At 68.5% G+C, this 13,767-nt stretch carries 11 protein-coding genes and 1 pseudogene; 2 read left to right on the top strand and 10 right to left on the bottom strand.

Annotated elements, in window-relative coordinates; genetic code table 11:
* Window positions 1–22: 22 nt before the first annotated feature.
* The 3 genes from A5730_RS21240 to A5730_RS24495 all read right to left on the bottom strand — a co-directional run bounded on the left by A5730_RS21240 (window position 23) and on the right by A5730_RS24495 (window position 4,452).
* Complete coding sequence (locus tag A5730_RS21240) at window positions 23–1,093, bottom strand: putative zinc-binding metallopeptidase (protein ID WP_067904953.1); 1,071 nt, start codon at window positions 1,091–1,093, stop codon at window positions 23–25.
* 534 nt (window positions 1,094–1,627) lie between these two features.
* Window positions 1,628–2,851: an FAD-dependent oxidoreductase gene (locus tag A5730_RS21235; protein WP_082946933.1), complete on the bottom strand. Its 1,224-nt coding sequence runs from the start codon at window positions 2,849–2,851 to the stop codon at window positions 1,628–1,630.
* Window positions 2,851–4,452: an arylsulfatase gene (locus tag A5730_RS24495; protein ID WP_197506307.1), complete on the bottom strand. Its 1,602-nt coding sequence runs from the start codon at window positions 4,450–4,452 to the stop codon at window positions 2,851–2,853. The genes A5730_RS21235 and A5730_RS24495 overlap by 1 nt, the downstream gene beginning before the upstream one ends.
* Window positions 4,453–4,565: 113 nt before the next feature.
* On the opposite strand from A5730_RS24495, the gene A5730_RS21230 reads away from it, so the two are divergent.
* Window positions 4,566–5,585: a nitronate monooxygenase family protein gene (locus A5730_RS21230; RefSeq protein ID WP_067904882.1), complete on the top strand. Its 1,020-nt coding sequence runs from the start codon at window positions 4,566–4,568 to the stop codon at window positions 5,583–5,585.
* Here A5730_RS21230 and A5730_RS21225 read toward each other — a convergent pair.
* The 5 genes and pseudogenes from A5730_RS21225 to A5730_RS21205 all read right to left on the bottom strand — a co-directional run bounded on the left by A5730_RS21225 (window position 5,580) and on the right by A5730_RS21205 (window position 10,626).
* On the bottom strand, window positions 5,580–6,404 hold the full coding sequence (locus A5730_RS21225) for a class I SAM-dependent methyltransferase (protein WP_067904879.1): 825 nt from the start codon (window positions 6,402–6,404) through the stop codon (window positions 5,580–5,582). The genes A5730_RS21230 and A5730_RS21225 overlap by 6 nt on opposite strands.
* Complete coding sequence (locus A5730_RS21220) at window positions 6,401–6,871, bottom strand: GbsR/MarR family transcriptional regulator (RefSeq protein WP_067822960.1); 471 nt, start codon at window positions 6,869–6,871, stop codon at window positions 6,401–6,403. The genes A5730_RS21225 and A5730_RS21220 overlap by 4 nt, the downstream gene beginning before the upstream one ends.
* A gap of 94 nt (window positions 6,872–6,965) precedes the next feature.
* Window positions 6,966–8,233: pseudogene (locus tag A5730_RS21215) on the bottom strand (amidohydrolase family protein).
* A 37-nt stretch (window positions 8,234–8,270) separates the two neighbouring features.
* On the bottom strand, window positions 8,271–9,044 hold the full coding sequence (locus tag A5730_RS21210) for a class II aldolase/adducin family protein (RefSeq protein ID WP_067904876.1): 774 nt from the start codon (window positions 9,042–9,044) through the stop codon (window positions 8,271–8,273).
* A complete protein-coding gene (locus A5730_RS21205; protein ID WP_067904873.1) occupies window positions 9,031–10,626 on the bottom strand; it encodes a class I adenylate-forming enzyme family protein in 1,596 nt (531 codons plus the stop codon). Before A5730_RS21205 ends, A5730_RS21210 begins: the two co-directional genes overlap by 14 nt.
* A gap of 907 nt (window positions 10,627–11,533) precedes the next feature.
* Here A5730_RS21205 and A5730_RS21200 point away from each other — a divergent pair.
* Window positions 11,534–11,893: an SHOCT domain-containing protein gene (locus A5730_RS21200; RefSeq protein ID WP_067904870.1), complete on the top strand. Its 360-nt coding sequence runs from the start codon at window positions 11,534–11,536 to the stop codon at window positions 11,891–11,893.
* Here the strand turns inward: A5730_RS21200 and A5730_RS21195 are convergent.
* On the bottom strand, window positions 11,870–12,394 hold the full coding sequence (locus tag A5730_RS21195; protein WP_067904867.1) for a hypothetical protein: 525 nt from the start codon (window positions 12,392–12,394) through the stop codon (window positions 11,870–11,872). The two genes, A5730_RS21200 and A5730_RS21195, sit on opposite strands and share 24 nt — an antisense overlap.
* Complete coding sequence (locus A5730_RS21190) at window positions 12,387–13,739, bottom strand: molybdopterin-dependent oxidoreductase (protein ID WP_082946937.1); 1,353 nt, start codon at window positions 13,737–13,739, stop codon at window positions 12,387–12,389. The genes A5730_RS21195 and A5730_RS21190 overlap by 8 nt, the downstream gene beginning before the upstream one ends.
* Window positions 13,740–13,767 lie beyond the last annotated feature (28 nt).

The following is a 13,767-nucleotide window of genomic DNA, read 5'->3' as shown; positions in this document are numbered from 1 at the left end:
CCAGCGACACATCTGCCTCTCCTCACCGACTCCTGAGCGCGGTCTCCCGGATCAGTTTGTGCACGAACGCAAGTTTGCGGACCACCGGTGGCCGGATCTCGAACGGGTAGAGCGGATTCTTGCCCATCGCTGCGTTCACCCGATTGAAGAAGAGCGACAACCACTTCCAGTCATCCAAGAGTTCCTCAATCGACGTATCGTCGTGCTGTGCGTGCGGGACGATGTCCCGTGCGAAGGAGAAGCGAACCCTGTCGGCGTGCAGGACGAGTCCCGCCTCGTACGAGGTGTCGACGATGTCGGTGATGTGCAGGTAGTGCGCGAAGCACTCGGCGAAATCCTCCCAGGGATGCATCGTGGCGTATTCGGAGATGAAGGACCCGCTCCAGTCCGCGGGCGCGCCTAATTTGTAGTGCCGCGCGATCTCGCTCTGGTAGTCGGCGCGCTCGTCGCCGAAGATTTCGCGGCATTCATCGAGGTAGCGCCCCGCGCCGGGCTCCCGCTCGACGAGAATGCTCTGGTAGTAGTGCCCGACCTCGTGGCGGAAGTGACCGAGCATCGTGCGGTAGGGCTCACCGAGGTGCACCCGCAGCGATTCACGGTATGCGTCCAACGACTCGACGAGATCGATGGTGATCACGCCGCCGGCGTGCCCAATCGACACGCGCTCGCCGCCGCTGTAACTGGACACCAGGTCGAACGCCAGACCGCCAGGTTCGCGCCAGTACGGCTCGACGGGTAGCCCGTTGTCAATGAGCTGATAGACCAAGCGCCGCAACGCAATTACCGTGGACCCCAGCTTTTCGACCGCGATGGTGTCGTCCGCCTCGGGCTCGCGGCGGATCAGCGAATCGGCGAGACATCGCCCCCGCTGCCCGCCGACCTCCACCTCCTCCGGCACCAGCCAGTTGCAACCCAGCGCGGCGGATCTGGTGCACCGGAGCCACATTTGGCCGTCGATGAGTGCCGTGCCCGACGGAATCGCGACCATCGCCCGGCTCTGCACATGCAGACCCAGTTCGGCCGAGCAGTTCGGGCAGCGCAGCGATTCGAACGGGGCGAAGCCCCGACAGACCGGGCAGGCGAATGCGCGCACGGGAACCATCGTGGCAGGTATGACGACGCCCGTATCGCGGTTGACGCGAGAAAGCTCCGGACACGCCGACGTCCGCCCCGCGCGCGGCGAGGCGGACGTCAGCCGGGTTGAACTACGTGCAGGGAACCCCGTGCGGGCCGCCAATCCACTGACCGGGCGGCGACTGCCAGGGACAAATCTGCTTGACCTGCCCAGGCGGCAGCGGGTTCCAATGACCGTTGTCCACGACGTGCGGGCCCGGCGGAACCGGCGGCGGCCACGGACCCGGGTGCGCCTGCGCCATACCCGTACCAAGCCCGAGCGCCGCCGCGCTCAACGCGCCGACGATCGCGGTCTTACCTGCGAATTTCTTGACGTTCACTCTGCTGGCCTCCTCTCGGTCCCGTGGCTTCCCATAGGGAAGTCCGCGGTGTGCGGGGATGGACCGATCTCACGACCCCCAAATTGTCCCGAGAAGAGTACCCGCGATCGCGACCTAGCAAACCGCGCCCGCGTTCGAGGGCTTCCGACCTGCCTAGACTCGGCCCGCCCCGATCAGCCGTTTCCGCGGCGGGCGAACGCCGGCGCGTGCTCCGGTAACACCCCGACACCGACGAAGTAGGCCGGCACGACCGAGAGCCACGGCAGCCGTTGCATCAGGCCTAGGAATGCCGATGGCGGCGTGGGGTCGGCGCCGCGCAGCAACGGCCCGAGCAACACGCGGTGCAGCACCTGCTGCACCAATTGCGTCACCACCGTGGGCAGGACGCGCCGGCGGTGCACCGCGGCGAGTTCGCGATCGCCGACGCGATGCCGTCGCAGCGGTTCGGCCAGGATGGTCGCGGCCGCGACCGCATCCTGGATCGCCAGGTTGATGCCGACGCCGCCGAGCGGCGACATCGCGTGTGCGGCGTCGCCGATGCACAGCAACCCGTCGGTGTGCCAGCGGCGCAGCCGATTCACATGCACGTCCAGATGCTTGACGTCGTCCATGGATTGCAGCGCCGCCACCGACTCGGGCATGTCGGGCAGCAACTCCGCGACGTCCTGCCGAAACGCTTCGATGCCGCGCGCCCGCAACTGGGCGTCGGTGCCCTTGGGCCCCAAATAGGCGATCTGGAAGTAGCGCTCGCGCGGGATCACGGCAAGACCCTTGCCCGGACCGAGGCGAGGGAGGAACGAGTATTCCACGTCTTCCTTGTGGGGCAACCGAAACCACCACACGTCGAACTTCACCGGGAACTCGCGCGCCTTCAGCCCGGCCTCCTGACGCGCGATCGACCAGCGGCCGTCGCACGCAACCGTCAATTCCGCCCGCAATTCGCCCTCGCCGTCGGGCCCCCGGTAACGCACCCCGGCGACCCGGCCGGCCTCCCACAACAGCCCGGTCACCTCGGTGTTCATCCGCAGCGAGAAGTTCGGTTCCGCCTGGGCCGCATCGGCGAGCAGGTTGAGCAGGTCCCACTGCGGCACCATCGCGACGAAGGGATGGGGCTGGCGCAACCGTTCGAAGTCGACGTAGGTCACCGATCGCCCGTTGGATTCGAGCTTCGCGGTGCGCACCTCGGTAAAAGGCAAGGCCGAGAAGGGTTCCCACAAGCCGAGCTCGTCGAGGAGGCGCATGGTGGTCGGATGAACCGTGTCGCCGCGGAAGTCGCGCAGGAAGTCGCCATGCTTTTCCATCAGCGTGACCTGCACGCCCGCCCGGGCCAGCAGCAGCCCGAGCACCATGCCGGCCGGGCCGCCGCCGATGATCGCGCACGTCGTGTTGTCAGCCATCAGAATTCAACATCGAATACGGAGACGGGATCGAGGATCACACCGGTCTCCGCGACATAACGGTCCCAGAGCGCCAACAGCTCGGCCAGCTTCTCCGGGCGCGAGCCGGCCAGGTCGTGGATTTCGCCCGGATCCGAGGCGAGGTCGTACAGCTGCCAGTCGCCCGGACCGTACGGTGCGGGCAGGTGCAGCGCCTTCCAGTCCCCCTGGCGAATTGCCCGGCGGCCGAACAACTCCCAGCCCGTGCCGGTGTCGGCGTCGTGGACCGCCTCCGCGCCGCCGGACAGGTAGGGCACCAGGGAGCGGCCGCGGACGGGCGCCACCTCGCGCCCGCGGTAGACCGTGCCGGGGTGAACGGCCCCGGCCAGTTCGAGCACCGTGGGGGCGATGTCCATCACGGTGCTGAACGCGGTGCCGATCTCTTGGCGCCGCTCAAACCCCGGCCAGGTCACGAAACCGACCACGCGGATGCCGCCTTCGGTGGTGAACGCCTTGTGCAGGCGCGACGGCGCGGTGGCCGCTTGCGCCCAGCGCGGCCCGTACCAGATGAACGAGGAGGGCCGGCCGAGGTTGTCCAGGCTGTTGTCGCAATGCTTTTCGATCTGGGCGGCGATTCGCGGACCGTGCAGCGGCATCGCCTCGACGATGGCGCCCTCGGCGCCGTTGTCGGACAGGAAGATGACGACGGTGTCGTCGAGCTCGCCGCGCTCCGACAGGTAATCGATGACCCGGCCGATGTTCCAGTCCATCCGGTCGACCATCCCGGCGTAGACCTCCATGCTGCGGGCCGACACCGCCCGCTGCTCGTCGGTCATGTCGGCCCATTCCGGCGCGCCGTCCGCAACGACCGGGTGCGCCTCGACATCCGGCGGGCACAGGTCCAGCCGCTTGAGCGCCGCCAGTCGCTCGTCGCGAAGCGCGTCCGGCCCGGCGTCGTAGCGGCCACGATATTTCGCGATCGATTCGTCCGGCGCCTGCAGCGGCCAGTGCGGGGCCTGGAAGGGCAGATACGCGAAGAACGGCCGGTCGTCGTCGGGTGCGCGTTCGCTGAAGTATTGCAACAGCTTGTCGGTGTAGAAGTCCGACGAGTAGAAGTCGTCGCCGACGGTGACGAATTGATCGTCCTCGGTGTAAAGCGTTGGCACGGGCGAGAAGCTGCGTGCCCCTCCGCCACCGAAGTGGCTGGCCCCCGCGGGCAGCAACGCGAACGAGCGGTCGAACCCGCGGGCCCAGGGCGACGTCTCGATGGTGGCGCCCAGGTGCCACTTGCCCGACATCAGCGTCAGGTATCCGGCGTCGCGCAGCAGTTCCGGCAACGCCACCACCCGGTCGTTGAGGTAACCCTCGTAACCGGGCGCGCCGCGGAAGGCGGGGCCGGCGACCTCCAGCATGGTGCCGATGCCCGCGATGTGGTGGTCCGTGCCCGTCATCAGCATCGCCCGGGTCGGCGAACACGCCGGCGCGGAATGGAAATCGGTGAACCGGATGCCCGCGTGCGCGAGCCGGTCGAGATTGGGCGTGTCGATTTCGCCGCCGAACGCGCCGATGTCCGAAAAACCGAGGTCGTCCGCCACGATCACGAGGAAGTTGGGCCTCTTCACGCTGAAGCATCCTGCCAGGTGCCGAGTCCGGGCGGAATGCTGCCGCGTCGGGTCGTCGTTATTCTCGGGGCGGCGCTATCCGCGCCCGCACTGTGTCGTCGGGAGGGCTGGAGATGCTGGCACCGTTCGAAATGTCCATTCCGCTGGTCGCCGCCCCGATGGCGGGCGGCCCGACCACCCCGGCCATGGTGTCGGCCGCCACGCGCGCGGGCGGTCTCGGCATGCTAGCCGCCGGCTACAAGACCGTGGAGGCCGTCGAGGCCGAGCTCAAAGAGATCCGCTCGGAAGGAATCCCGTTCGGTATCAACCTCTTTGCGCCCAACCCGCTGCCGATCGACCCCGCGAGCTACCGGACGTACGCCGCGATCGTCCAGCGCGACGCCGATCAGTTCGGGCTGACCCTGCCCCCGGACCCGATCGAGGACACCGACAAGTTCGACGAGAAGGTCGCGCTGCTGCTCGACGACCCGGTACCGCTGGTGTCGTTCACCTTCGGCATCCCGCCGCGCAGCGTCCTCGCCGCGTTGCGCAAGGCCGGCACCGTGGTGGCGCAGACGGTGACGACGCCCGAGGAGGCGGTGCAGGCGCGCGACGCCGGGGTCGACGCGCTCGCCGTGCAGGCGGCGGCGGCCGGCGGACACTCGAGCACGCTGTCGCCGCGGAAGCCGTTGACGCCGGTGCCGATCGCCGAGTTGGTCGAACGGATCGTCGCGGCGGTGCCGCTGCCGGTGATCGCCGCCGGCGGGCTTGCCACCCCGCCGGCGGTCGCCGAGGTGATCCGCGCGGGTGCCGCCGCGGCCGCCGTGGGAACGGTGCTGCTGCGCGCGGACGAAAGCGGCGCTTCCGCCACACATCGGGCGGCGCTGACCGATCCCGCGTACACCGAGACGGTCCTCACGCACGCGTTCACCGGCCGCCCCGCTCGCGGTCTGCGCAACGCGTTCATCGACGCCCACGAGGCGCAGGCACCGCTGGGTTATCCGGCCATCCACTACCTCACCAGCCCGCTGCGCAAGGCCGCGGCCGCGGCGGGCAAGCCCGACTACGTCCACCTGTGGGCGGGCACCGGATACCGGAACGCCACCGCGGAACCCACCTCGGTTATTCTGCGGCGGTTGGCTTCCGGCCTATGAGTATTCGAAGCGATTGAGCACGTCGTAGTTGCGGGCGCCCGCCACCCACATGACCTGATAGATCAGCCGCACCGGCGTCGAGTCGATCTGCCGGTAGCCGGCCAGCGTCGAGGTCTGCTCGAGCAGCCGCAGCCGCGGGTTCCACGCCTGAAGGGCCCGCGCGTCGCGGATGCCCCACTTGATGATGCCCCTGGTGAACGCCTTTGACAGCAACGGCGCCAGTGCCGACAGCGTGTCGAAATGCATTTCGCCACTTTGGAATCGGTCCGTCAGGCGCTGCAGCAGCCGCCGAACCTCGTCCTGTGCCAGATACATCAGCAGGCCCTCGGCGATCACCAGCGTGGGGCGCCCGGTCGGCGTCTGCTCCAGCCACCGCGGGTCGGTCACCGACGAGCCGATCATGCGGTAGCGCTCGGTGTCGTGGTAGAGCCGGCGCCGGAGCTCGATGACACCCGGCTGGTCGACGTCGAACCAGGAAACCGATGGCGGCACGGCGAGCCGGAACGCGCGGCCGTCCAGGCCGCAGCCCAGGTGCAGCACCACGGCGTCGGGGTGACGCCGCAGGAAATCGGCGCACCAGTCGTCGAGCCGCTTGGCCCGCAACGCGACCAGGTATTGGTTGGAGGCCGGCAGCGAGCTGCGATGGATTCGCTTGAAGTCGTAGTCGATGCGCTCCACCGCTTCCGCGGCCGCCCTGTCGCCCAAAATAGGCCGGCGCGAGCGGCTTTCGTGGGCGCGAAGGTACAGCGTGACGAGGTTTGTCCACTCCACCGAGCCCCACGGCACGCCGGTGCAGTCGACCTTCTCCGTCGAGGTCATGGTTTCCTTCTTGCCGCCCGATATTCGGTCCACATCTGCATCAGCTTCTCGCGGTAGGCATCGGTGCAGAACTCGCAGAAATCGCGGAAATCCTCGACGCGCTGCCGCTGTTCGGCCCGGTCCTCATCCAGCACGGAAAGCGCGAACTCGGCGGGTTCGATGCCCAGCCGCATCAGCGAGAGCTGCGTTCCCAACACGCTGGTGAACCCGCCCGGCGTGACCCGGTAGAGGTGTTGACGGTCCGGGCTGGGCAACCGCTCCACCATGCCGCCCTCGAGGAGCTGCCGGGCGACGGTGCTGATGGAAGCCTTGCTGACCGACAACGCGTCGGCCAGCTGGGTCAAGGACTGCTCGGGCGGATGGCAGATCAGCAGCCACCCGTATAGCCGGCCCATGGTCCGGGTGGCGCCGAGCATTTCGAAGAACAGCCCCAGGCGGTCGACGAACTCGGACTCTTCCGGCGACATGATCCTCCATTACGTTTAGTACATACTGAACGTAGTTTACGCAATGGAGGTCGGTCAAGGGGGGCCGCTTGCGGCGATAGCGATGCCCCGGAGATCAGAACGCGTCCGGGTTACGCTGCACTTCTGTCGGCACCGGGTGCCGATACAGGCGAGAGGCGTTCTCCCAGCTGAACTTTCGTATCACGTCGGGCGGCAGGTCGCCGATCTGCTCGTGGATCGTCTGTTGGGTGTGGGGCCAGGTGGAGTCGCAATGCGGGTAGTCGGCCTCCAGCATGATGTTGTCCACGCCGATGCGGTCGCGTTGCACGAACGACGACTTGTCCTCCACCGCGCAGAACCAGAAGTTGCGGTGAAAACCTCCGCGGGAGTCAGGCTTTCGCCGAGCGCTTCCCAGGTGCCGTACATCGCGTGATAGCTGAGCATGTGGTCGAGGCGATCGAGCAGCCCGGCCACCCACCCGATACCGCCTTCCGACAGGCAGATCTTCAGGTTGGGGAACCGGCTGGGCAGGCCCGAGTACAGCCAATCGACGGCCGCCGAGATGGCGTAGGCGAAGAACAGCACGCCCTGCACGTCCGGGGGCGCGTCGTCGGTGGTGGACGGCGAAGAGCCCGACGACCCGATGTGCAGGTTGACGACCGTGTCCGTCTCGGCGCACGCCGCCATCATCGGGTCCCAGTGCTTGGAGTGAATGCTCGGTAACCCCAGCATCGCGGGGTTCTCGCTGAATGTGACGGCGTGGAAACCGCGCTCGGCGTTCTCGTAGATCATCCGCGCGCCGAGCTCGGGGTCCAGCAGCCACGGCAATTGGCAGGGAATGATGCGTTCGGGGTAGGAGCCCGCCCACACCTCGAGGTGCCAGTCGTTCCACGCGCGCACCGAGGCCAGCGCCAGATCGCGGTCGCTGGTCACCTGCTGCAGGCGCTGGCCGGCGAATCCCGGCAGAAACGACGGGAAATTGAGCGAGGCGTAGATGCCGTTGAGGTCCATGTCCCTGACGCGCTCGTGGATATCCCATGCGCCCCTGCGCATCTCGTCGAAACGGACCGGCTCGAAGCCGTACTCGGCCACCGGCCGGCCGACGACCGCGTTGAATCCGACGTTGGGCAGTTCCCGTCCGTCGTAGACCCACGTCTGTCCCCCGCCGTCGGTCTCCACGACTTTGGGCGCCCGGTCGGCCAACTTGCGCGGCAGCCGGCCGGTGAACGTGTCGGGCGGCTCCACGATGTGATCGTCGACCGAGATCACCGTGTACCGCCGCGGCGAGCGCGGCGGGTCCGGCAGGAACGTCACCGAGCGCTGCCCGCCGGTCTTCGCGGTGGTGAAGTTCAGGTCGGCGGCCAGCTCGTCGATCGATTTCACTCGTCAATCCCCTTGCCGGACGGGTGGCTTACGGTGTTCACGTGAGCACGTCGGGATCGGCCTTGATGGTCATCCTGGCCGCCCCCGCCCAATACACGTCGGCGGCGCGTTCGACGAGCGACCGCTGCATGCCCGCCATGTCCGACCACTTCATCGACACCGGTTTCTTGCCGGTGAGCAGCACGTCGTAGGCCAGCTTGCACACCCGCTCGATGGACGCCGCGCGGTAGACCGCCTCGGGCAGGTTGCGGCCGGTCGCGATGACGCCGTGGTTGACCAGGATGGTCAGGTTGGCCGAGCCGATGCGGGCCGCGAGTTCGGCCGCCCGAGCCGGGGTGTCGATCTCGCCGTCGTAGGTGTCCACCAGGCAGAGATCGTCGAGGAACAGCGAACCGGTCTGGTGCACCAATTCGGGCAGCCGGCCCAGCGCGGCGAGCACGCACACGTAGTAGGGGTGGTTGTGAATGACCACCCGGGCGTCGTCGCGGACCCGGTGCAGCTCGGTGTGGATGTGGATGGCCGGGGTGACGTCCCACCGGCCGCGCAGCACCCGGGCGTCGTCGTCGACCACGCAGATGTCGGACGCGGTGATCTCCTGCCACCACAGCCCCCACGGATTGACCAGCATCTCCGTCTGCCCGTCCGGCTGCCAGGTGATGTGTCCGGCCATGTTCTCGGCGAATCCGATGCCGGCCAGGTGCCGGAAGGCCACGGCGAGCGCCTGCTCGTCGGTCAGCTCGACCCCGATGGGCGGGACCACCGACGGCGCCCACACCTCCAGGCCGCCGCGGCGCGGATCAGGAGCGGTCATCTTCGGCCTCCGTTCTGGCTCGAATATCCTCGCGCAACCGGCCTTTGGCAACCTTCCCGCCCGAGGACCGCGGCAGCTCATCGACCACGACGAGCCGTTCCGGCCAGAGCTCCTTCGACACGCCCAGCACCGATAGGTGATCGAGCAGCTCGGGCAGGTCGATGGTGGCCGAGTCGACGAGTTCGGCGTAGAGGCAAACCCTTTCGCCGAACAACGGGTCGGGCATCGCGACCGCCGCCGCGACCGCGATGGCGGGGTGGGTGGTGGCGGCGTCCTCGACCTGGGTCGCGCTGATGTTCTTGCCGCCGCGCAGGATGAAGTCGGAGGTGCGCCCGGTCACGGTCAGGTAGCCGTCCGAGTCGATTTCACAGATGTCGCCCATGCGCATCCAGCCGTCGCGGGTGAACAGCTTGTCGTGATCGGTCCGGCCGAGATAGCCGAGGCTGGTCGCCGGACCGCGGCACGCGGGCTGGCCGCGCCCCGACGCGGTCACATCCCGTTCCCCGTCGAAGAGCCGGACCGCCATCTCGGGAACGATCCGGCCACCGGTCCGCAGCCGGCGTTCCCGCGGGTCCTCGACGGTGGTCGCGCTGAGCATCCCGGTTTCGTTCGAGCCGTAGAACTGCAGAATCGTGGCGCCGGTCAGCTCCTCGAACTCGGCGGCCGGGCGGTACGGCAGCGCCTCGCCGCCGGTGAACACCACGCGCAGGGAACTCAGGTCGTAGCCGGGCGTGGCGGGATCCGCCATCAGCATGGTCAATTGGGTGCTGACGCAACACAATACGGTGGCCCGGTGGCGGGATATCGCCTCACAGGTGGCCGCGGTACTGAACCGCTCCAGGATGACCGCGGTGGCGCCGAGGTAGATCGGCGTGGTGTGGCTGGTCCACAGCCCGAAGCCGAACGGCGTCGGGATGACCGGCAGAAAAACGTCTTCCGGCGTCAGCAGGCCGTTGGCGACGGCCTTCTGGTGGAAATAGTGCCAACGATTCTGGGTGTGCACCACGCACTTGGGCAGGCCGGTGGTGCCGGAGGTGGAGTTGATCAAGAAGACGTCGTCGGGCCCGAGCCGGCATTCGGCCGTGAGCGGCTTCGGCTCACCGTCCAGTCGCGGGGCCTCGGCGCCCAAAACCAGCGCGGGCAGCGAAAGCTCGTCGGCAACCGCCGTCGCGGCACCGCCGTGCTGGGAGTCGCTGATCAGCATCCTCGGTTGCGAGCTGCGCAGTATCGCGGCGACTTCGCGGGCTCCGGCGCGCGCGCCGACGCCGACGACGACGGCCCCGCACCGCTCGATCGCCACGAACAACACGTGCAGGGCGGCGGAATCGCCATGCCACACCGCCACCCGATCGCCGGGCGCAACCCCGGCCCCGACCAAGCGCTCGGCTAAGTCCGTTGCGGCGGCGTCGAATTCGTTCCAGGTCAGTGACTCACCCGGATGGTCGACGTAAGCGAGACGGCCCGGTGATCGTGCGGCGTTGCGCCGCACCGCATCCGACAGCGTCGTGTCGGACCACCAGCCGGCGGCGTGGAAGCGGGCCACGTCCTCGTCGGTGAACGCCGGCGACGACGGTGTCTGCATGAGCCGATCATAGGAAAGCCATGGACGGGCCCGTGCGCCAATCGCCGCTAGGGGTTGTCCGGGGCCGGCGCGGGTGCGTCGTGTTGCGGGTCGCTAACGGGACCCGGAGGACGGGGGCGCGGCTTATGGCAGTTGCGCGTGCACCCGCAGTTGAGGCCGATGATGCAGCCGCCCCCGCCGGCGGGTTGCACCGGCAGGGCGGCGCCCGGAGCGGGCGGGGGCGCCGGCGTCACGTGGGACGAAGACGTGGGGTTCGCGGCCCGGGTGACCATGCCGGCGTCGGGCCAACCGAACGCCAGGACGAGCGCTGCGAAGACACCGCAAACCGCGGCCACGGGCTGGGCTTGTCGAATCTTCACGATCTCTCCAGTGTGCTTTCTCGCCTCATGGCGGGCAATTACGTTGTTGGACTAGGGATTTGGCGGCGTGGACGCGGGCGGGGCGTGCTGTGGATCGCCGGCTACAGCCGGCGGATGTGGGCGCGGCGGCGATTGGCAGTGTTGAACACATCCGCAGTTGAGGCCGATAAAACAGGGCGAGCCGGGCAGTCCGAGGGCACTGTCGTCGATCGGTGAGGATGGGGCCGACGCGACGGGTCTTGTCGGCTCCGTCGTCGCGGTGACGCCGAAAGGCGTCAAGACAAGTGCGGCCAGGCAGGCGCACAGCGCCGTCGCCTTCCCGGTCCGCCCGTTTACCATGCTGACCAGAGTAGTTACTCCCTGCGCAACGCGCAGAACACGCGCGGGCTTTCAAAGAACACGCCAAGAAGTCGCCAAGAATCCTTCAAGCGCGGCCGTGGACGGTGAAGTCGCCCAGTGCCCTTTGGGATCGGTAGCGGCGCGGGTCGGTTGCACTTGCCCGACCACCGCTGCCGCCCGCAGCGAACTACACGGAAGGTACACCGCGGATGAAAAGCAAGGTCGTCGTGCTACTGGCCGGCGGGATGCTCGCGCTCGTGCTGCTGACGCGCTATTTTGCGCTGAGCCGGGCCGGGATGCCGTTGGGGTGGATGCTCTACCTCGGCCTGCCGATCACCGGCGCCGGAGTGTTGTTCGCGCTGCGGCTTCTCGACCTCGGCGCCGGGTGGACCACCAAGGACGCGGCGCTGCGCCACCACAGCGGCATCCAGGCCCAGCCGGTCGCGCTGCCGGTATCCGAACCGCCGCTCTACCAGCGCCTCAGGCAGCTCGAGGACCTGCACGCCAGGGGCGCGATCTCCGACACCGAGTACAGCGCCCAGCGCCTACAGATCATCGCCAACATGTAGGCCGGGCGCGGGCTCGGGTCGCCGACGCGCCCTCGCCACGCGGATCGCATAGATCGCCGCGCTGAGCCCGAACATCGCCGCGGTCAGCAGCAGCCACCGCCCGAGAAATGGATCCTGGGTTTGACCGGTCGCCGCCGAATACGTCGGGGCGCCCTGCTTGATGATGCCGGGAAGGAACACCAGCAGCGTCAGGCCCGCACCCAGCGCGGGCACCCGGACGTGATTGATCACCGGCACCCGGGGCGGCGCCGGACCGACGACGGTCCGCGACAGCACCGCGTCGAGGAGCGCATAGACCGGGAACAACACCAGGTCGTGCGCGACGATGGCCGCGGCGAACCACACGATGATCGACTGCCACCACACGTGTGGGTTCCACAGCGTGACCGGTTTGATGGTGACCACCACGTAGCCCAAAAGCGCGAACCCGGCGATCAGGGTGAGCAGATGCACCGGGCCGGATCCGTAGAGCCTGGCGAAACCCGTTCGGGCGCTACGCATTTGCGGCCGCCCGAAAGACGATGGACTCCACCCACTTGGTGTTGTGCACCCCGGGCAGCGCCGGCACGATGATGCGCGCCGGGTAGCCGTGATCCGGTGACAGGTCGGCGCCGTTGACGCGCAACGCAAGCAGCGCGTCCGGGTGCAGCACCTGGCTCTTCTGCAGCGTCGCGCGGCCGAACGCGCCGTTGCGCTCCAGCGACGCGACGTACGCCGACTCGGGTGCGGGGACGCCGGCCCGCCGGGCCAGCTCCGCCAACCGCACCCCGGTCCACGTCTGGGTGGTCGACCAGCCTTCCACGCAGGCGATCGGAAGCACGGCGGTGTGCTGCGGCATGGCCAGCAGCGCCGCGCGGTCCAGCACCACCGGGGCGACACCGCCGCTCAGGGTCAGTCGCCAGCGCTCGCCGGCGTCCGCGGCGGAGATGCCGGCCACCCTCGCGGTCCGGTTGACCTCGAAGTCGTTCGGTCCGTCCCCGCGAGTGCGTCCGCGGGGTAGCAGCAGCGCGGCGGGCCGGGCGTAACCACCCAGCGTCTGACCCGCGGTGATGACCGCCATGAACAGCGCGCCGCCGCCCACCAGCGCCAGGGCGCCGCGGCGGCTCATCGTCGCGGGGCGCGGGTCCGCGGCGACCAACCCGTCCGGCTCCCACGGCTCCGCAACGGTGTCGTCACGCCCGGTGCGCAAAACGTCGCGCGGCGCGATCGAGCGCAGGCCGGACCACATCGCCGGGATCTTGATCGTGATGTGCACGACGAACCCGGCGATGAACACCCACGCGCCGAAGTAGTGCGCGGTGTAGAAGCTGAACCCGAAGATGTAGTCGTACTGGATGTTCAGCACCCCGGTGACGATTTCGAACAGGATGCCCCCGACCAGCATCAGCAACGAAACCCGTTCCAGCAGTTGGGCTGCCGACCGGGCGGGCGGCCACGCGAACAGCCTGGGTATCACCGACCACAGCTTGGCCAGCACCACCGGGATCAGGACCAGCCCGAGCCCGACGTGCAGGCCCTGGGTGAGCCGATACAGCCACGACGGGTTGGTGGGCCAGTCGAACGTCGGCAGCTTGAGCCACCCGACGTCGGCCGGAATGGCCTGGCCGAACCGCGGCCCGTAGGCGATGTACGACAGCAGGCCGGTGATGATGACGATCGGCAGCGTGACCAGCAGCACCGACCCGAACACCGATGTCAGCCACGGCCCCCGCAATGGGCTTCGCCATCGCTGCGCCCGCCGGACGCCCGGTGGCGGGTGTTCGTCCAACCGGCGCCACAGCCCGGCGGGGAACCCGTACCCGTCGGAACCACCCGGCGCGTCGGTGTCGGCTTTCGGTTCGCCCATGCCGTGCATCATCGATGATGAGACACGG

The organism is Mycobacterium sp. ACS4054, assembly GCF_001667275.1.
Classification (GTDB): domain Bacteria; phylum Actinomycetota; class Actinomycetes; order Mycobacteriales; family Mycobacteriaceae; genus Mycobacterium.
Note: the sequence above shows the minus strand (reverse complement) of the source record. Positions and strands in the feature narration are given on the sequence as shown.